General features: G+C 65.9%; 18 protein-coding genes and 1 tRNA gene. 16 read left to right on the top strand and 3 right to left on the bottom strand.

Annotated features, from left to right (window positions below):
• The first annotated feature begins 19 nt into the window (after nucleotides 1-19).
• Both MKD38_RS00470 and MKD38_RS00465 read left to right on the top strand, forming a co-directional pair.
• Nucleotides 20-1048, top strand: coding sequence for a DctP family TRAP transporter solute-binding subunit (locus MKD38_RS00470; protein WP_252674195.1), 1029 nt, complete (start codon nucleotides 20-22; stop codon nucleotides 1046-1048).
• A gap of 52 nt (nucleotides 1049-1100) precedes the next feature.
• Nucleotides 1101-1502, top strand: coding sequence for an acyl-CoA thioesterase (locus MKD38_RS00465; RefSeq protein ID WP_252674194.1), 402 nt, complete (start codon nucleotides 1101-1103; stop codon nucleotides 1500-1502).
• A gap of 12 nt (nucleotides 1503-1514) precedes the next feature.
• Here MKD38_RS00465 and MKD38_RS00460 read toward each other — a convergent pair whose 3' ends face one another.
• A complete protein-coding gene (locus MKD38_RS00460; protein ID WP_018006818.1) occupies nucleotides 1515-2060 on the bottom strand; it encodes a PAS and helix-turn-helix domain-containing protein in 546 nt (181 codons plus the stop codon).
• Between the two features lie 181 nt (nucleotides 2061-2241).
• On the opposite strand from MKD38_RS00460, the gene MKD38_RS00455 reads away from it, so the two are divergent.
• The 3 genes from MKD38_RS00455 to MKD38_RS00445 all read left to right on the top strand — a co-directional run bounded on the left by MKD38_RS00455 (nucleotide 2242) and on the right by MKD38_RS00445 (nucleotide 4179).
• On the top strand, nucleotides 2242-2943 hold the full coding sequence (locus MKD38_RS00455) for a CoA transferase subunit A (protein WP_252674193.1): 702 nt from the start codon (nucleotides 2242-2244) through the stop codon (nucleotides 2941-2943).
• A gap of 11 nt (nucleotides 2944-2954) precedes the next feature.
• Nucleotides 2955-3593 (top strand): CoA transferase subunit B, encoded by a 639-nt coding sequence (locus MKD38_RS00450; protein WP_018006816.1) that lies wholly within the window; start codon nucleotides 2955-2957, stop codon nucleotides 3591-3593.
• 205 nt (nucleotides 3594-3798) lie between these two features.
• Nucleotides 3799-4179, top strand: coding sequence for a putative zinc-binding protein (locus MKD38_RS00445; RefSeq protein ID WP_252674192.1), 381 nt, complete (start codon nucleotides 3799-3801; stop codon nucleotides 4177-4179).
• A gap of 42 nt (nucleotides 4180-4221) precedes the next feature.
• Here the strand turns inward: MKD38_RS00445 and MKD38_RS00440 are convergent, their stop codons facing one another.
• Together MKD38_RS00440 and MKD38_RS00435 are read right to left on the bottom strand one after the other, a co-directional pair.
• Nucleotides 4222-4713, bottom strand: coding sequence for a DUF411 domain-containing protein (locus MKD38_RS00440; protein ID WP_252674191.1), 492 nt, complete (start codon nucleotides 4711-4713; stop codon nucleotides 4222-4224).
• Nucleotides 4714-4752: 39 nt separating this feature from the next.
• Nucleotides 4753-5529 (bottom strand): 3-hydroxybutyrate dehydrogenase, encoded by a 777-nt coding sequence (locus MKD38_RS00435; RefSeq protein WP_252674190.1) that lies wholly within the window; start codon nucleotides 5527-5529, stop codon nucleotides 4753-4755.
• A gap of 206 nt (nucleotides 5530-5735) precedes the next feature.
• Between MKD38_RS00435 and phaZc the strand changes: the two genes are divergently transcribed.
• The 11 genes from phaZc to MKD38_RS00380 all read left to right on the top strand — a co-directional run bounded on the left by phaZc (nucleotide 5736) and on the right by MKD38_RS00380 (nucleotide 17276).
• Nucleotides 5736-6617: a 3-hydroxybutyrate-oligomer hydrolase PhaZc gene (phaZc, locus tag MKD38_RS00430; protein WP_252674189.1), complete on the top strand. Its 882-nt coding sequence runs from the start codon at nucleotides 5736-5738 to the stop codon at nucleotides 6615-6617.
• Between the two features lie 84 nt (nucleotides 6618-6701).
• Entirely contained in the window at nucleotides 6702-7064 is a 363-nt protein-coding gene (locus tag MKD38_RS00425) for a RidA family protein (RefSeq protein ID WP_252674188.1), read from the top strand.
• A 15-nt stretch (nucleotides 7065-7079) separates the two neighbouring features.
• Complete coding sequence (locus MKD38_RS00420) at nucleotides 7080-9308, top strand: RelA/SpoT family protein (RefSeq protein WP_252674187.1); 2229 nt, start codon at nucleotides 7080-7082, stop codon at nucleotides 9306-9308.
• A 21-nt stretch (nucleotides 9309-9329) separates the two neighbouring features.
• Nucleotides 9330-9406 (top strand) — tRNA-Val (locus MKD38_RS00415).
• 356 nt (nucleotides 9407-9762) lie between these two features.
• Nucleotides 9763-11670: a threonine--tRNA ligase gene (gene thrS / locus MKD38_RS00410; RefSeq protein ID WP_252674186.1), complete on the top strand. Its 1908-nt coding sequence runs from the start codon at nucleotides 9763-9765 to the stop codon at nucleotides 11668-11670.
• A gap of 47 nt (nucleotides 11671-11717) precedes the next feature.
• Nucleotides 11718-12239 (top strand): translation initiation factor IF-3, encoded by a 522-nt coding sequence (gene infC / locus MKD38_RS00405; protein ID WP_081479471.1) that lies wholly within the window; start codon nucleotides 11718-11720, stop codon nucleotides 12237-12239.
• A gap of 167 nt (nucleotides 12240-12406) precedes the next feature.
• Nucleotides 12407-12604 carry a 50S ribosomal protein L35 gene (gene rpmI, locus MKD38_RS00400; protein ID WP_006575466.1) on the top strand — a complete coding sequence of 66 codons (198 nt, stop codon included), beginning with the start codon at nucleotides 12407-12409 and terminating at the stop codon, nucleotides 12602-12604.
• Between the two features lie 28 nt (nucleotides 12605-12632).
• Nucleotides 12633-12989: a 50S ribosomal protein L20 gene (gene rplT, locus MKD38_RS00395; protein WP_008650487.1), complete on the top strand. Its 357-nt coding sequence runs from the start codon at nucleotides 12633-12635 to the stop codon at nucleotides 12987-12989.
• Between the two features lie 250 nt (nucleotides 12990-13239).
• Entirely contained in the window at nucleotides 13240-14271 is a 1032-nt protein-coding gene (pheS, locus tag MKD38_RS00390; protein WP_029047729.1) for a phenylalanine--tRNA ligase subunit alpha, read from the top strand.
• A gap of 59 nt (nucleotides 14272-14330) precedes the next feature.
• Nucleotides 14331-16778, top strand: a complete 2448-nt coding sequence (gene pheT, locus MKD38_RS00385; RefSeq protein WP_252674185.1) for a phenylalanine--tRNA ligase subunit beta — start codon at nucleotides 14331-14333, stop codon at nucleotides 16776-16778.
• Between the two features lie 87 nt (nucleotides 16779-16865).
• Complete coding sequence (locus MKD38_RS00380) at nucleotides 16866-17276, top strand: integration host factor subunit alpha (RefSeq protein WP_252674184.1); 411 nt, start codon at nucleotides 16866-16868, stop codon at nucleotides 17274-17276.
• The last annotated feature ends 41 nt before the right edge of the window (nucleotides 17277-17317 follow it).

The raw sequence follows: 17317 nt of genomic DNA, 5'->3' as shown, positions 1-17317 counted from the left end.
TTTCCCCTGAGGAGATGAAATGAAACGTCGTGCCCTGATGCTCGCCACGGCCGCCGCCCTGGCCGCTTCCGCCTTCGCCCCCGCCGGTGCGATGGCCCAGACCTACAAGTCCGAGTACAAGATGTCGCTGGTGCTCGGCCCGGCCTTCCCGTGGGGCAAGGGCGGCGAGATCTGGGCCGACCTGGTCAAGCAGCGCACCAACGGCCGCATCAACATCAAGCTCTACCCGGGCACCTCGCTGGTGGCCGGCGACCAGACTCGCGAGTTCTCGGCGATCCGCCAGGGCGTGATCGACATGGCGGTGGGCTCGACCATCAACTGGTCGCCGCAGGTCAGGGAGCTGAACCTGTTCTCGCTGCCGTTCCTGATGCCCGACTACAAGGCGCTCGACGCGCTGACGCAGGGCGAGGTCGGCAAGTCGATCTTCGCCACGCTGGAAAAGGCCGGCGTGGTGCCGCTGGCGTGGGGCGAGAACGGCTTCCGCGAGGTCTCGAACTCCAAGCGCGAGATCCGCAAGCCGGAAGACCTGAAGGGCATGAAGCTGCGCGTGGTCGGTTCGCCGCTGTACATCGAGACCTTCAACGCGCTGGGCGCCAACCCGACCCAGATGAGCTGGGCCGACGCGCAGCCGGCGATGGCCTCGGGGGCGGTCGACGGCCAGGAGAACCCGCAGTCGGTGTTCGCCGCCGCCAAGCTGTACACGGTCGGCCAGAAGTACGTCACCACCTGGGGCTACGTCGCCGATCCGCTGATCTTCGTGGTCAACAAGCAGATCTGGGAAAGCTGGACCCCGGCCGACCGCGAGATCGTCAGGCAGGCCGCCATCGACGCCGGCAAGCAGGAAATCGCGCTGGCCCGCAAGGGCCTGGCCGAGGCCGGTGCACCCGCATGGAAGGACATGGAGGCCCACGGCGTCAAGGTCACGCACCTGACCCCGGCCGAGCATGACGCCTTCCGCAAGGCCACCGCCAAGGTCTACGACAAGTGGAAGAAGCAGATCGGCGCCGACCTTGTCACCAAGGCCGAAGGCGCGATCGCCAAGCGCTAAGTCATGAAGCAGGCCCGCCGGCATCGGCGGGCCTGTTGCATTGGAGGCTGAGATGAAGCACGTCTATACCGTGGTGATGCCGATCCGCTGGGGCGACATGGACGCCATGGGCCATGTCAACAACACCGTCTATTTCCAGTACCTGGAGCAGGCGCGCATCGAATGGTTCGCCTCGCTGGGCCGCGGCGGCAAGGATGCGAACGGACAGGGTCCGGTCATCATCAATGCGCATATGACCTTCCTGAAGCAGCTGCGCTATCCGGGCCAGATCGAATGCCGGGTCTATGCCGGACAGCTGGGCCGCACCAGTTTCGAGACGCGCATGGAAATCCGGCGCACCGACCTGCCCGAGGTGGTGTGGGCCGAGGGCGGGGCCAAGGTGGTGTGGTGCGATTATGCGCAGGAGAAATCGGTGCCGGTGCCGGCGGAGATCCGGGCGATCATCGAAGGGTGATGGTTGCCAGCGTCAGTGCGCCACCAACCGCTGTACCAGATCCACCGACGTACTCGCCCCATACTTCTTCATCAGCCGCGCGCGATAGATATCGACCGTGCGCGGGCTGATCGCCAGCAGCTTGCCGATCTGCTTGCTGGTCTTGCCTTCCACCAGTTGCGCCGCGATCTCGCGTTCGCGCGCGGTCAGTTCGGCGGTGACCTGGCGCTTCTGCGACAAGTCCTCGAAGGTCCAGATGCCGGCGCCGAGCGGCTGGCTGCGGTCCAGCGCGCGGCCGGTGACGTGGCACCAGAACAGTTCCCCGCCGGCGCGCTTCATGATGCGTTCGTCGGAATACATGCCGCGCTTGCCCATGATCGGCGCGATGCGCGCACCGGTGCGCTCGAACTCGTCGGCGGTGGGATACAGCACCTGGAACGACTGGCCCAGCAGGGCCTCGCGCGTGGTGCCGAAGATGCGGCAGACCTCTTCGTTGCAATCCTCGATCACGCGCTCGCGTGACAGCACCAGGCCCACGGGGGCGAGCTGGAAGGCGGTCTGGTAGTCGATGGCGGGCATCTGCTTATGTATTTTTACGTAATGGCGTAGCCGGCTGTGCTTGCGTATGCTGTCGGTCGGACGCGTTACGGCGACGGCCGACCGCCCGTTGCCGATTGTACCGTTACAATTTCCCTGCGTCGCCCGCCGCACTACCCGCCGGCGGGGAGATCGACAGGGACTACCGAGGAAGGAGCGAAGCATGAACAAGGTCTACGCCAGCGCCGCAGAAGCGCTTGCAGGCGTCGTCCGCGACGGCCAGACGATCGCTGTGGGCGGTTTCGGCCTGTGCGGCATCCCCGAGGCGCTGATCGGCGCGCTGCGCGACAGCGGCGCCAAGCAGCTGACCTGCATCTCCAACAACGCCGGCGTCGACGGTTTCGGCCTCGGCCTGCTGCTGTCCACGCGCCAGATCAAGAAGATGATCTCGTCCTACGTGGGCGAGAACAAGGAGTTCGAGCGCCAGTACCTGGCCGGCGAACTGGAACTGGAATTCACCCCGCAGGGCACGCTGGCCGAAAAGCTGCGCGCCGGCGGCTCGGGCATCCCGGCCTTCTTCACCAAGACCGGGGTCGGCACCATCGTCGCCGAAGGCAAGGAAATCCGCGAATTCGACGGTGAAAAGTATGTGATGGAGCGTTCGCTGACCGCCGACGTGGCGCTGGTCAAGGCCTGGAAGGCCGACAAGGCCGGCAACCTGGTGTTCCGCCGCACCGCGCGCAACTTCAACCCGATGTGCGCGATGGCGGGCAAGGTCACCGTGGCCGAGGTCGAGCAGATCGTCGAGACCGGCGAGCTCGATCCCGACGAGATCCACCTTGCCGGCATCTTCGTGCAGCGCCTGGTGCTCAACACCAACCCCGAGAAACGCATCGAGCAGCGCACCGTGCGCGCGGCCAGCTAAGGAGACCCATCATGGCATGGACACGTGACGAAATGGCCGCGCGCGCCGCGGCCGAGCTGCAGGACGGTTTCTACGTCAACCTGGGCATCGGGCTGCCGACGCTGGTGGCCAACTGGGTGCCGGAAGGCATGGAAGTCTGGCTGCAATCCGAGAACGGCCTGCTCGGCATCGGCCCGTTCCCGACCGAGGCCGAGGTCGACGCCGACATGATCAACGCCGGCAAGCAGACCGTGACCACGCTGCCGGGCTCGTCGATCTTCTCGTCGGCCGACTCGTTCGCGATGATCCGCGGCGGCCACATCAACCTGGCCATCCTGGGCGCGATGCAGGTCAGCGAGAAGGGCGACCTGGCCAACTGGATGATCCCGGGCAAGATGGTCAAGGGCATGGGCGGCGCGATGGACCTGGTCGCCGGCGTCGGCCGCGTGGTGGTGCTGATGGAACACACCGCCAAGAAGAAGGACGGCACCGAGGACCTCAAGATCCTGAAGCAGTGCAACCTGCCGCTGACCGGCGTCGGCGTGGTCAATCGCATCATCACCGACCTGGGCGTGATCGACGTGACCGCGGACGGCCTGAAGCTGGTGGAGACCGCGCCGGGCGTCAGCCGCGAGGAAATCCAGGCAAAGACGGGGGCGCCGCTGCTGTAAGCCAGCCTTCGGTCAAGGCCTGACGAGCCCTGTGGCGCACTGCGCCACAGGGCTTTTTTCATTTGGCGCAGCGGTAACCGACTACGCCGACCGGCGGGGCGGGCTAGCTCTAACGGCGAATGGCCCGCTCACGCACAAGCCACTATGCTGGCCGGTTCCCAGCGGGCTTGGGCCTGCCAACACAAGTCTTTACGGAAGGTGCGCGATGCCGGCTTCCCCCATCCGATCACTGCCCCTGGTCTACGCCTGCTCCGGCTGCTCCAGCGTGGCGCAACTGGCCAATGCCTGCGCGGTGAAGCTCGACCGCGGCGGCCGCGCGGAGATGTCGTGCATCAGCGGGGTGGGCGGCGGCGTGCCGGCGCTGACCCGGGTGGCGCGCTCGGGCCGGCCGATCCTGGCGCTGGACGGGTGTCCGCTGGCTTGCGTGCAGGCGTGCCTGGCCAACGCTGGCGTGGTGCCGGACCAGCACCTGGTGCTGAACCGGCTGGGCGCGATCAAGCGCCAGCACGGCGAATGCACCGAGGGTGAGACCGAGGCGGTGTGGCGGGAGGTCGAGGCGGCGCTGCAGCGCCTCGCACAGGTGTAGGGATGGCCGGATGCGCCGCGGCGCATCCGGCGCGGCGGCACGTCAGGCCGCCGGCTTGTTGTGGCGGCTGAATACCGAGGCGGCGCCGTCTGCCTTGACCAGCAGCACGTCGAAGGGATCCTTGCGCGGTCCCTGTTCCATGCCCGGCGAGCCGACCGGCATGCCCGGCACTGCCAGCCCGACTGCCTTGGGTTTGGCCGCCAGCAGCTTGCGGATATCGACGGCGGGCACATGGCCCTCGATCGCATAGCCGGCGATATGGCCGGTATGGCAGGAGCCGAAGCGCTCGGGCATGCCGAAGCGCTTGCGGTATTCGCCGGTATCCTCGACGTCATGCACCGTCACGGTGAGGCCGTTGGCGCGCAGGTGCTTGACCCAGTCCTCGCAGCAGCCGCACAGCGGACTCTTGTAGACGTCGATGGCCAGCGGCTTCGCCTGCGCGAAGGCATCGGCCGCGGGGCCCAGCACGCCCACGGCGAGCGTGCCGAGCGCCAGCGCGCCCAGGGTCCCGAGAAAACGTCGTCGTTGCATCATTGCTTGTTGCTCCTTGCTGTGGTGCGCCAATGTGGCACCTTACTGCGCCACCCAGCCGCCATCCATGTTCCAGATCGCGCCGCGCACCTGGCGCGCCGCTTCGGACGACAGGAACACGGCCAGCGCGCCCAGTTCATCGGGCGTGACGAACTGGCCCGAGGGCTGCTTCTCCAGCACCAGCTCGCGCTTGGCCTGCTCGACCGGGATGCCTTCCTTCTGCGCGCGGGCTTCGACCTGCTTCTGCACCAGCGGCGTCAGCACCCAGCCCGGGCAGATCGCGTTGGCGGTGACGCCGGTCTGCGCGGTTTCCAGCGCGGTCACCTTGGTGAAGCCGACGATGCCGTGCTTGGCGGCGACGTAGGCGGATTTCTGCGCCGACGCCACCAGCCCGTGGGTGGAGGCGACGTTGATGATGCGGCCCCAGTTCTTCTGTTTCATGCCGGGCAGCGCCAGGCGCGTGGTGTGGAAGGCCGAGGTCAGGTTGATGGCGATGATCGCGTCCCAGCGCTCGGGCGGGAAATCCTCGATGGTGGCGACGTGCTGGATGCCGGCGTTGTTGACCAGGATGTCGGCGCCGCCGAAGTCGGACTGCGCGTAGCGCATCATCTCTTCGATCTCGGCCGCCTTGCTCATGTCGGCGCCGTGGTAGCCGACGCGGATGCCCTGGCCGGCCTGCGCGATCTCGCTCTTTGCGGCGTCCGCGTCACCGAAGCCGTTGACGATGATGTGGGCGCCCTGCGCCGCCAGCGCCTTTGCGATGCCGAGCCCGATGCCGCTGGTCGAGCCAGTCACCAGTGCGGTCTTGCCGTTGAGCATGTAAGCCTCCGTCGAGAGAAAGGGGATGCCACGGCAGTACAGCCGCCGGATGGGCGGCGCGCGCCGTGGCGGTGCGCGCCCCGCGCGCGAGGGCGCGGACACTGTGCTGTGGCATTGTACCCGCTGCGGCGTACAATCCAGCTTTGCTCAACTTCCGGCGGCGGCGCCTCCTGGCGCTGTGCGGTCCGGTTTGTCAGGGAGTCCAGATGTCTGCCAGTCCGCGTCTCGGTTTCGTCCAGTGCATCAGTCCGGCGGGCCTGCACCGCATGGCCTACCACGAGTGGGGCGACCCCGCCAATCCGCGCGTGCTGGTGTGCGCGCACGGCCTGACGCGCACCGGGCGCGACTTCGACGCCGTGGCGCGCGCGCTGTGCGGCGACTACCGCGTGGTGTGCCCGGACGTGGTCGGCCGCGGCCGTTCCGAATGGCTGGCCGACGCCAACGCTTACGTGGTGCCGCAGTATGTCGCCGACATGGTCACGCTGATCGCGCGGCTCAATGTGGAGAAGGTGGACTGGTTCGGTACCTCGATGGGCGGGCTGATCGGCATGGGCCTGGCCGGCCTGCCCAAGTCGCCGGTGCGCAGGCTGCTGCTCAATGACGTCGGTCCCCGCATCGCGCCCTCGGCGGTCGAGCGTATCGGCGCCTATCTCGGCCTGCCGGTGCGCTTCAAGACCTTCGAGGAAGGGCTGGCGTACCTGCAGACCATCAGCGCCTCGTTCGGGCGCCACAGCGCCGAGCAGTGGCGCGAGCTCAACGCCGCCATCCTGAAACCGATGCAGGGCGCGGACGGCCTGGAATGGGGCTTGCATTACGATCCGCAGCTGGCGCTGCCGTTCCGCAAGTCGACGCCCGAGGCCATCGCCGCCGGCGAAGCCGCGCTGTGGCGCAGCTTCGAAGCCATCGAGGCGCCGGTGCTGGTGGTGCGCGGCGCGCAGTCCGACCTGCTGCTGCGCGAGACCGTGGCCGAGATGGTGGCGCGCGGCCAGCATGTGAGCTCGGTGGAAGTGCCCGACGTGGGCCACGCCCCGACCTTTGTCGATCCGGCGCAAATCGCGATCGTGCGCCAGTTCTTTACCGGCGCCTGAGCGCGCCCGCGGCCGGCATGGGTTGCCGGCCCGAGTTGCCGGCCTGTTTGTGATCCGGCTGTTTTTATCGAGTTATGCATTGCCATGAGCCTTCCTGAACTGAAGCGTGCCCACGTGGGCAAGCGCCTGTCTGAATACGCGGTCTACAACGGTGTGGTGTATCTGGCCGGCCAGGTCCCCGAGGTCGATCCCAAGGCCGATATCCGCGGCCAGACGCGCGAGGTGCTGGGCCATATCGACCGCCTGCTGGCCGAGGCCGGCAGCGACAAGACCCGCATCCTGTCGTGCCAGATCTTCCTGACCAATATCGATTTGATCGGCGAAATGAACGAGGTCTGGGACGCCTGGGTGCCGCAAGGCAGCACGCCGCCGCGCGCCACCGTCGAAGCCCGCCTGGCCAATCCCGATTACCTGATCGAAGTGGTGGTGACCGCTGCGCTCAACTGATACAGGCGCTGTGACATGGTGACGTCGACCGACCTGGCTGGCCGGGTCGCGGGCATTCCGGATACCGAGCTGGTCGAGCGCGCACTGGCCTACGTGCGCGAGCACGGTGCCGGCGTTGCGCTGCCAACCGGCGAGACCGTGCAGTCGCACGCGGAGGGGATGCTGCGCATCCTCGACGGCCTGCGCGTGGACGATTCCGCGCGCGCGGCCGCGTGCCTGTTCGGCCTGGCGGCATTCGTGCCCGAGACCGAAGCCGAGATCGAGCCGCGCTTCGGCGAGGAAGTGGCGCGGCTGGTCAATGGCGTGCGGCAGCTGCTGCGCATCGGCGCCATCGCCGGCAGCCGCCCTGAGGTGGAATCGGCCGCGCCGTCGAAGAATGAAGCCCAGGCGCGCCACGAGCAGGTCGAGGCGCTGCGCAAGATGCTGCTCGCTTTCGCGCAGGACATCCGCGTGGTGCTGGTGCGGCTGGCGTCGCGGCTGCAGACGCTGCGCTGGCTGGCCGAGACCAAGCAGGCACCGCTGCCCGGCGTGGCGCGCGAAACGCTCGACATCTACGCGCCGCTGGCCAACCGCCTGGGCATCTGGCAGATGAAGTGGGAGCTGGAAGACCTGGCCTTCCGCTTCGAGCAGCCCGATACCTACAAGCGCATCGCCCGCCTGCTGGATGAAAAGCGCATCGAGCGCGAAGGCTATATCGCCGGCGCGATCGCGCGGCTGCAATCTGAACTGGCCACCGCCGGCATCCGCGCCGAGGTGAGCGGACGCCCCAAGCATATCTACAGCATCTGGAAGAAGATGCGCGGCAAGGAACTGGATTTTGCCGACCTGTACGATGTGCGCGCGTTCCGCGTGATCGTCGACGATATCAAGGACTGCTATACGGTGCTCGGCATCGTTCACCATATCTGGCAGCCGATCCCGCGCGAGTTCGACGACTATATCTCGCGGCCCAAGGCCAACGGCTACAAGTCGCTGCACACGGTGGTGATCGGCGACGACGGGCGCGCCTTCGAGGTGCAGATCCGCACCCACGAGATGCACCACTTCGCCGAATACGGCGTGGCCGCGCACTGGCGCTACAAGGAGGCGGGCAGCCGCGGCTATGCCGGGCAGTTCTCCGCCAGCGAGCGCTACGATGAAAAGATCGCCTGGCTGCGCCAGCTGCTGGCGTGGAAGGACGATGCCGACCACAGCGTGGCGCACGACGAATCGTGGGAGCAGATCAAGCACGCCGCGATCGACGACCACATCTACGTGCTGACGCCGCAGGCGCGCGTGGTGGCGCTGCCGCAGGGCGCGACCGCGGTGGACTTTGCCTACTACCTGCACAGCGACCTCGGCCACCGCTGCCGCGGCGCGCGCGTGGACGGCACCATGGTGCCGCTGAACACGCCGCTCAAGAACGGCCAGACCGTCGAGATCATCGCGGTCAAGCAGGGCGGGCCGTCGCGCGACTGGCTCAATGCCGACCTCGGCTACCTCGCCAGCAGCCGCGCCCGCGCCAAGGTGCGCGCGTGGTTCAACGCGCTGGATTCGCAGGAAACCATTGCGCAGGGCCGCGCGCTGATCGACAAGACCCTGCAGCGCGAAGGCAAGACCGCGGTCAAGCTCGAAGACCTGGCGACGCGGCTGGGCTTCAAGACCCCCGACGAGCTGTTCGCCGCGGTGGCCAAGGACGAGTTCAGTCTGCGCCATGTCGAGCACGCGCTGCGCCACCCGGAAGGCGAAGTCCAGGCGCCGCTGAGCGAGGAAGACGCCGTCACCAAGAAGAGCCGCGCCACCAGCGTGGCGCGCGGCGCCAAGAGCGGCGTGCTGGTGGTGGGCGTCGATTCGCTGATGACGCAGATGTCGCGCTGCTGCAAGCCGGCGCCGCCCGACGAGATCGTCGGCTTCGTCACGCGCGGGCGCGGCGTGTCGATCCATCGCCGCAACTGCCATACCTTCCAGCAGCTGTCGGCGCGCGCGCCCGAGCGCGTGATCCAGACCGAGTGGGGCCAGAAGAGCCACGCCGCGGTCTATCCGGTCGACATCCAGGTCGAGGCGATCGACCGGCAGGGCTTGCTGCGCGACATCTCCGAAGTGCTGTCGCGCGAGAAGATCAACGTCACCGGGGTCAAGACGCTGTCGAGCAAGGGGGTGGCGCGCATGCAGTTCACCGCCGAGGTGTCCGAGGCCACGCAGCTGCAGCGGGCACTGCTGATGATCGAAGAGGTCCAGGGGGTGTTGCAGGCAAAAAGAAAGTGATGCTATACTTGCGGCTTCGCTAGGCTCGTAGCTCAGCTGGTTAGAGCACCACCTTGACATGGTGGGGGTCGTTGGTTCGAGTCCAATCGAGCCTACCAACGAATTGCAGTAAAGCAGTAAAAGCAGTGCGGCAAGTCCGATTCAACCCCATACGGAACGGAAGGGCATCATGGTTATGACACCGCGAACTACTACCGCTGGCAAGCGACAGTAGTCGAGGTGCGCCTTCGACCCGGTTGGATCGGGTTTGACAAAGAGAAACGCGGCCTTGGCCGCGTTTTTTTTCGTCCGTCGCTTGCCAGCAGCCCTGATAAGCTGCCGCCTTCCCGCGCGGCAGGGCGGGGCAGCCAAGAACCAATCGCCAGCACGCAGGCATGCGGGCAGGCGCCACAAGATGCAGTTTGATCCGCTCAGGCCAGCGCAAGGCGCCGCCGGCGGAACCTGGAGAGTCGAAATGATCGCAATCACGCTGCCGGACGGGTCCCGCCGCGAGTTTCCCGGCCCGGTGACGGTTGCCGAAGTGGCGCAGAGCATCGGCGCCGGCCTGGCCAAGGCTGCGCTGGCCGGCAAGGTCGATGGCCAGCTGGTCGACACCAGCTACAGGATCGAGCGCGATGCGGAACTGGCCATCGTCACGGACAAGGATGCCGACGGCGTCGACGTGATCCGCCACTCCACGGCGCACTTGCTGGCCTATGCCGTCAAGGAACTGTATCCGGAGGCGCAGGTGACGATCGGACCGGTGATCGAGAACGGCTTCTACTACGACTTCGCCTACAAGCGCCCCTTCACGCCCGAAGACCTTGCCGCCATCGAGAAAAAAATGGCGGAGCTGGCGCGCAAGGACGAAAAAGTCACGCGCGAAGTGTGGAACCGCGACGAAGCGGTGGCGCTGTTCGAGTCGATGGGCGAGAAGTACAAGGCCGAGATCATCGGCTCGATCCCGGCCGACCAGGAAATCGGCCTGTACCGCGAAGGCAATTTCGTCGACCTGTGCCGCGGGCCGCACGTGCCGTCGACGGGCAAGCTCAAGGTCTTCAAGCTGATGAAGGTGGCCGGCGCCTACTGGCGCGGCGATGCCAACAACGAGATGCTCCAGCGCATCTACGGCACGGCATGGGCCAAGAAAGAAGACCAGGAAGCCTACCTGCACATGCTGGAAGAGGCCGAGAAGCGCGACCATCGCAAGCTGGGCAAGACGCTTGACCTGTTCCACCTGCAGGAAGAGGCGCCCGGCATGGTGTTCTGGCACCCGAAGGGCTGGCAGGTGTGGCAGGCCGTCGAGCAATACATGCGCGGCCGCCTGACGGACGCCGGTTACGACGAGGTGCGCACGCCGCAGGTGATGGACCGTTCGCTGTGGGAGAAGTCGGGCCACTGGCAGAACTACAAGGAAAACATGTTCGTCACGGAGTCGGAGAAGCGCGACTACGCGATCAAGCCGATGAACTGCCCGGGCCATGTGCAGATCTTCAACCACGGCCTGCGCTCGTACCGCGACCTGCCGCTGCGCCTGGCCGAGTTCGGCGCCTGCCATCGCAACGAGCCGTCCGGCGCGCTGCATGGGCTGATGCGCGTGCGCGGCTTTGTGCAGGACGATGCGCATATCTTCTGTACGGAAGAGCAGATCGTGGCCGAGGCCAAGGCCTTCAACGAACTCGCTTTCTCCGTTTATGACGACTTCGGCTTCAAGGATGTAAAGGTCAAGCTGTCGCTGCGCCCGGCGCAGCGCGCCGGCTCGGACGAGATCTGGGACCACGCCGAAGAAGGCCTGCGCCTGGCGCTGCGCGCCTGCGGCGTGGACTGGGAAGAGCTGCCGGGCGAGGGCGCCTTCTATGGCCCCAAGGTCGAGTACCACATCAAGGACGCCATCGGCCGCTCGTGGCAGTGCGGCACGCTGCAGCTGGATCTGGTGCTGCCCGAGCGCCTGGATGCCGAGTACGTCTCCGAAGATAACTCGCGCAAGCGCCCGGTGATGCTTCATCGCGCCATCCTGGGCTCGTTCGAGCGCTTCCTGGGCATCCTGCTGGAAAACCATGCCGGCGCGCTGCCGGCCTGGCTGGCCCCGGACCAGGTCGTGGTGATGAATATTGCGGATTCGCAGGCAGAATACGCCGAAAGCGTCGTGCAATTGCTGCAAAAACAAGGGTTTAGGGCCAAGGCGGATTTGCGCAACGAGAAAATTACGTATAAAATCCGCGAGCATTCGCTTCAAAAGGTCCCTTACCTGCTGGTAGTGGGCGACAAGGAGCGGGATGCCAATCAAGTGGCCGTGCGTGCCCGTGGCAACGTGGATCTGGGTGTGATGCCCGTCTCCGCGTTTGTTGAGCGTCTGCAACACGACGTCGCCAGCAAAGCCTGAGGGTGGTGAGCACGGCTTGTTTTTTTGTCTTCTTGAGGTAACGCAACATCGCTACGGACAAAGGTCATCGCATCAACCGGGAAATCAGCGCGCCTGAACTGCGCCTGGTAGGGGTTGATAACGAGCAGCTCGGCATCGTCAAGTTCATGGACGCTCTGCGGCTGGCTGAGGACAAGGACTTGGACCTGGTTGAGATCGCCCCCAACGCGACTCCGCCCGTCGCCCGGATCATGGATTACGGGAAGTTCAAGTACGAGGAAGCCAAGCGCGCCCACGAGGCCAAGCTGAAGCAGAAGATCATCCAGGTCAAGGAAGTCAAGTTCCGGCCGGGTACGGATGATGGCGACTACAACGTCAAGCTGCGCAACCTGAAGCGCTTCCTGGAAGATGGCGACAAGACCAAGATCACGCTGCGGTTCCGTGGTCGCGAGATGGCCCACCAGGAAATCGGCGCGCGCATGCTCGAACGCCTGAAGGCGGACCTGGAAGAAATCGGCCAGGTCGAGCAGATGCCGAAGATGGAAGGGCGCCAGATGGTGATGGTGCTCGCCCCCAAGAAGAAGAAGTAATTCCTGTGCGGTGCGGCGGCCGGGATGCCAGTCATCCCGGCGTTGCTTCGTGCGGAAGTCGCGCGGGGTCCGCAAGGACCATCGCGCAACAACAAGTGGATGCGGGTCTTGCAAGCGTCGGCGTAAGCCGTCCACCTGCATGCATGTCATATGAGCTGGAGTTTTTCATGCCGAAGATGAAGACGAAGAAAAGCGCCTCCAAGCGCTTTACTGCCCGTCCGAACGGTTCGTTCAAGCGTGGCCAGGCCTTCAAGCGTCACATCCTGACCAAGAAGACCACCAAGAACAAGCGTCAACTGCGCGGTACTCAGGACGTCCATGAGACGAACCTGAAGTCGGTGCGCGCGATGATGCCTTACGCATAACCCCTGACGACAACGAAAGGAGAATTACATGCCTCGAGTAAAGCGTGGGGTCACTGCACGGGCCCGTCACAAGAAGGTTATCGACGCTGCCAAGGGTTACCGCGGCCGTCGCAATAATGTCTATCGCATCGCCAAGCAGGCGGTCATGCGTGCCGGCCAGTACGCGTACCGCGATCGCCGCAACAAGAAGCGCGTGTTCCGCGCGCTGTGGATTGCGCGTATCAATGCCGCGACGCGTGAGCATGGCATGACCTACAGCGTGTTCATGAACGGTCTGAAGAAGGCCTCGATTGAACTGGACCGCAAGGTGCTGTCGGACATGGCTATTCACGACAAGCCTGCCTTTGCCGCCATCGTCAACCAGGTGAAAGCCACCGTTGCCTGATGCCGGCTCCGGCGGCGCGCAAGCGCTGCCGGGCAAGCACCGACCGCAAGGTCGACCGCTGACCGCAAGGTCTGCTGAAACGGGGCTCCTCACCGAGCCCCGTTTTTCTTTGCGTTTCCGGATGCCGTTTTGCGATTGTTGACGAGACCGCATCCGGAAACGCATACCGCACGAAGTGCCAACCCACGTCGGGCCGGCCTTGTCGCATGACAGGGTTGCGCCGACGCCAGAACACTCCACGACCGCCGCCATGTCTCAGGATCTGGACCAAATCGTCGCCGACGCCCAGGCCGCTTTCGCCGCCGCCAATGACAACGCCACGCTGGAAAACGAGAAGGCCCGCTTCCTCGGCAAGACCGGCGCGCTGACCGAACTGCTCAAGGGCCTCGGCAAGCTCGACCCGGAGACCCGCAAGAGCGAGGGCGCGCGCATCAACCAGGTCAAGCAGCAGGTGGAAGCCGCGCTGCAGGCGCGCCGCCAGGCGCTGGCCGACGCGCTGATGAACGCGCGCCTGGCCGCCGAGGCCATCGACGTCACGCTGCCGGGCCGCGCGGTGGCGCGCGGCAGCCTGCATCCGGTGATGCGCACCTGGGAGCGCGTCGAGCAGATCTTCGGCTCGATCGGCTTCGACGTGGCCGACGGCCCCGAGATCGAAACCGACTGGATGAACTTCACCGCGCTGAACAACCCGGACAACCACCCGGCGCGTTCGATGCAGGACACCTTCTACGTGGATGGCCGCGACAGCGACGACAAGCTCCTGCTGCTGCGCACGCACACCAGCCCGATGCAGGTGCGCTACGCCAAGATGCACGTGGAAAAGTACGCGGGCAAGGCGATGCCGCCGATCAAGGTGATCTGCCCGGGCCGTACCTATCGCGTCGACAGCGACGCCACCCATTCGCCGATGTTCAACCAGGTCGAAGGCCTGTGGATCGGCGAGGACGTCAGCTTTGCCGACCTGAAGGGCGTGTACACCGATTTCCTGCGCAAGTTCTTCGAGCGCGACGACATACAGGTGCGCTTCCGTCCGTCGTACTTCCCGTTCACCGAGCCGTCGGCGGAAATCGACATGGCCTTCGGCAACGGCAAATGGCTGGAAATCTCCGGTTCGGGCCAGGTGCATCCGAACGTGCTGCGCAACATGGGCCTCGATCCCGAGCGCTATATCGGTTTCGCGTTCGGCTCCGGCCTAGAGCGCCTGACCATGCTGCGCTATGGCATCAACGACCTGCGCCTGTTCTTCGAGGGCGACGTGCGCTTCCTGCGCCAGTTCGCCTGATCGGCGCAACGTCAAACTCGTCACCGACTACACAGAATACTTACCGGATCAGAAGCGCCATGCAATTCTCGGAATCCTGGCTTCGCACCTTCGCCAACCCTGAAAAGATCTCCACCGACGCGCTGTCGCACAGCCTGACCATGGCCGGCCTGGAAGTGGAAGAGGTGGGCCCGGTCGCGCCGCCGTTCGACAAGGTGGTGGTCGCGCACGTGCTGTCGACCGAGCGCCATCCCAACGCCGACCGCCTCAACGTGTGCCAGGTCGATGCCGGCACCGGCGAGACCCTGCAGATCGTCTGCGGCGCGCCCAACGTCAAGCCCGGCATCAAGGTGCCGTGCGCGCTGGTCGGCGCGGTGCTGCCCCCGGCAGAGGACGGCGGCAAGCCGTTCGAGATCAAGGTCGGCAAGCTGCGTGGTGTCGACAGCTACGGCATGCTGTGCTCGGCGCGCGAACTGAAGCTGTCGGAAGACCACGGCGGCCTGATGGTGCTGCCGGAAGACGCGACGGTCGGCCAGAGCATCCGCCAGTACCTGGACCTCGACGATCAGGTCTTCGTCATCAAGCTGACGCCGAACAAGGCGGATTGCCTGTCGATCCACGGCGTGGCGCGTGAAGTATCCGCGCTGACCGGTGCCGCGCTGAACCTGCCCGACATGAAGCCGGTGCCGGTGACGATCCAGGACAAGCTGCCGGTCAAGGTATCGGCACCCGATCTTTGCGGCCGCTTCTCCGGCCGCATCATCCGCGGCGTCAACGCGCGTGCCGCCACGCCGCTGTGGATGGTGCAGCGGCTGGAGCGCTCGGGCCAACGCAGCGTGTCGGCGCTGGTCGATATTTCCAACTACGTGATGCTGGAGCTGGGCCGCCCGTCGCACGTGTTCGACCTGCACAAGATCCATGGCGGCCTGGATGTGCGCTGGGGCCGCAAGGGCGAACAGCTCAAGCTGCTGAACGGCAATACCATCGAGGTCGACGAGCAGGTCGGCGTGATCGCTGACGACAAGGAAATCGAAAGCCTCGCCGGCATCATGGGCGGTGACAGCACCGCGGTGACGCTGGACACCACCGACATCTATCTTGAGGCCGCGTTCTGGTGGCCGGCCGCGATCCAGGGCCGCAGCCGCCGCTACAATTTCTCGACCGACGCCGGACACCGTTTCGAGCGCGGCGTGGACTACGCCACCACGGTCGAGCATATCGAGCGCATCACCGCGCTGATCCTCGAGATCTGCGGTGGCCAGGCCGGCCCGGTCGACGACCACGTGGTCAACCTGCCGGTGCGCAAGCCGGTCAGCCTGCGCGTGGCGCGCGCCGAGCGCGTGCTCGGCATCGAACTGTCGCCGGCGGCCATCGCCGACGTGTTCCAGCGCCTGCAGCTGCCGTTCACGCGTACGCAGGGTGCCGAAGGCGAAGTGTTCGAAGTCACGCCGCCGAGCTACCGCTTCGATATCGAGATCGAGGAAGACCTGATCGAGGAAGTCGCGCGCATCTACGGTTTCGAGCGCATCCCGGCGCGCCCGCCGGTCGCCGAAAGCGAAATGCGCCCGACCAACGAAGCTCGCCGCTCCACCCACGTGGTGCGCCATGCCGTGGCCGCACGCGACTACCAGGAGGTGATCAACTTCGCCTTCGTCGAAGACAAGTGGGAGCGTGATTTTGCTGCCAACGACAAGCCGATCCGCCTGCTCAACCCGATCGCCAGCCAGCTGGCGGTGATGCGCTCGACGCTGATCGGTGGGCTGCTCGACAAGGTGCGCTACAACCTCAACCGCAAGGCCGCGCGCGTGCGGCTGTTCGAGGTGGGCCGCGTGTTCCATCGCGACGCCGAGGTCAGGGACGGCGCCCTTACCGTGGCCGGCTATGACCAGCCGATGATGGCGGCGGGCATCGCCTACGGCCCGGCGTTCGAAGAGCAGTGGGGCATCGCCACGCGCAATGTCGACTTCTTCGACATGAAGGGCGATGTCGAGGCGCTGTTCCATCCGCGCGTGCCGCGCTTCGAACCGGTCTCGCACCCGGCGCTGCACCCGGGCCGCGCCGCGCGCGTGCTGCTCGACGGCCAGCCCGTGGGCGTGGTCGGCGAACTGCATCCGCGCTGGCTGCAGGAATATGAGCTGGCGCATGCGCCGGTGCTGTTCGAACTGCAGCTCGACGCGCTGCGCGGCACCGGCCTGCCGGCGTACACCGAGATCTCCAAGTTCCCCGCCGCCGTGCGTGACCTGGCCGTGGTCGTGAAGCAATCGGTACGCGTGCAGGACCTGCTCGACACCATGCGCGCGGCCCTGGAAAAACAGGGTTACGGCCGCTTCTGCCAGGGCCTGGTGCTGTTCGACGAGTTCCGTCCCAAGGGGGCTTCCACCGCCATCGGCGCGGACGAGAAAAGCCTTGCGTTCCGGGTGACCTTGCAAGATACTGGGTCGACCCTCCAGGACGAAACCGTCGACAGCGCGGTGCGCTGCATGGTCGACGCGCTGGCTGAAGCCTTCCAGGCGCGGCTGCGCGGCTGATCCGTCGCCAGGACCGACGGGGCACGATAAAAAGGGCGCCCGGGCTCGCCCCGGGCGGATCGCCAGACAGACACTCGAGCGATCGACATGAATGATCGAGACGCGAATTCCATGACCGCTGCAGCACTGGGTGAGATGAGCGACCGGCAGGCATCCTCCCTTGACGAGGCAATGCCGGACGCCCGCTCGGCCGAAGTTCCCACGCTGACCAAGGCCGAGCTTGCCGAGATGCTGTTCGACCAGGTGGGCCTGAACAAGCGTGAATCGAAGGACATGGTCGAGGCCTTCTTCGATGTCATCCGCGAAGCGCTGGAGCAGGGCGACAGCGTCAAGCTTTCCGGCTTCGGCAACTTCCAGTTGCGCGACAAGCCGCAGCGGCCCGGCCGCAATCCCAAGACCGGCGAAGTCATCCCCATCACCGCGCGCCGCGTGGTGACGTTCCACGCCAGCCAGAAGCTCAAGGGCCTGGTCGAAGAACGCGCCGGCATCGCCGGCTGATCCGTCACCCGAACGGCGGATTGCTTCCCGAGGCCGGCATC

The organism is Cupriavidus sp. WGlv3 (assembly GCF_023952475.1).
In the GTDB taxonomy this organism is placed as follows: domain Bacteria; phylum Pseudomonadota; class Gammaproteobacteria; order Burkholderiales; family Burkholderiaceae; genus Cupriavidus; species Cupriavidus phytorum.
The sequence above is the reverse complement of the archived record's forward strand: the minus strand, read 5'-3'. Positions and strand labels throughout refer to the sequence as shown.

What these genes read in the sequence shown, in the direction of transcription:
- pheS (WP_029047729.1), top strand. Translation starts at nt 13,240, where the DNA reads ATGTCTCAGGATCTGGACCAAATCGTCGCCGACGCCCAGGCCGCTTTC.
- MKD38_RS00470 (WP_252674195.1), top strand. Translation starts at nt 20, where the DNA reads ATGAAACGTCGTGCCCTGATGCTCGCCACGGCCGCCGCCCTGGCCGCT.
- MKD38_RS00455 (WP_252674193.1), top strand. Translation starts at nt 2,242, where the DNA reads ATGAACAAGGTCTACGCCAGCGCCGCAGAAGCGCTTGCAGGCGTCGTC.
- thrS (WP_252674186.1), top strand. Translation starts at nt 9,763, where the DNA reads ATGATCGCAATCACGCTGCCGGACGGGTCCCGCCGCGAGTTTCCCGGC.
- pheT (WP_252674185.1), top strand. Translation starts at nt 14,331, where the DNA reads ATGCAATTCTCGGAATCCTGGCTTCGCACCTTCGCCAACCCTGAAAAG.
- MKD38_RS00420 (WP_252674187.1), top strand. Translation starts at nt 7,080, where the DNA reads ATGGTGACGTCGACCGACCTGGCTGGCCGGGTCGCGGGCATTCCGGAT.
- MKD38_RS00465 (WP_252674194.1), top strand. Translation starts at nt 1,101, where the DNA reads ATGAAGCACGTCTATACCGTGGTGATGCCGATCCGCTGGGGCGACATG.
- rplT (WP_008650487.1), top strand. Translation starts at nt 12,633, where the DNA reads ATGCCTCGAGTAAAGCGTGGGGTCACTGCACGGGCCCGTCACAAGAAG.
- phaZc (WP_252674189.1), top strand. Translation starts at nt 5,736, where the DNA reads ATGTCTGCCAGTCCGCGTCTCGGTTTCGTCCAGTGCATCAGTCCGGCG.
- MKD38_RS00435 (WP_252674190.1), bottom strand. Translation starts at nt 5,529, where the DNA reads ATGCTCAACGGCAAGACCGCACTGGTGACTGGCTCGACCAGCGGCATC.
- MKD38_RS00445 (WP_252674192.1), top strand. Translation starts at nt 3,799, where the DNA reads ATGCCGGCTTCCCCCATCCGATCACTGCCCCTGGTCTACGCCTGCTCC.
- MKD38_RS00460 (WP_018006818.1), bottom strand. Translation starts at nt 2,060, where the DNA reads ATGCCCGCCATCGACTACCAGACCGCCTTCCAGCTCGCCCCCGTGGGC.
- MKD38_RS00440 (WP_252674191.1), bottom strand. Translation starts at nt 4,713, where the DNA reads ATGATGCAACGACGACGTTTTCTCGGGACCCTGGGCGCGCTGGCGCTC.
- MKD38_RS00450 (WP_018006816.1), top strand. Translation starts at nt 2,955, where the DNA reads ATGGCATGGACACGTGACGAAATGGCCGCGCGCGCCGCGGCCGAGCTG.
- rpmI (WP_006575466.1), top strand. Translation starts at nt 12,407, where the DNA reads ATGCCGAAGATGAAGACGAAGAAAAGCGCCTCCAAGCGCTTTACTGCC.
- MKD38_RS00380 (WP_252674184.1), top strand. Translation starts at nt 16,866, where the DNA reads ATGAATGATCGAGACGCGAATTCCATGACCGCTGCAGCACTGGGTGAG.
- MKD38_RS00425 (WP_252674188.1), top strand. Translation starts at nt 6,702, where the DNA reads ATGAGCCTTCCTGAACTGAAGCGTGCCCACGTGGGCAAGCGCCTGTCT.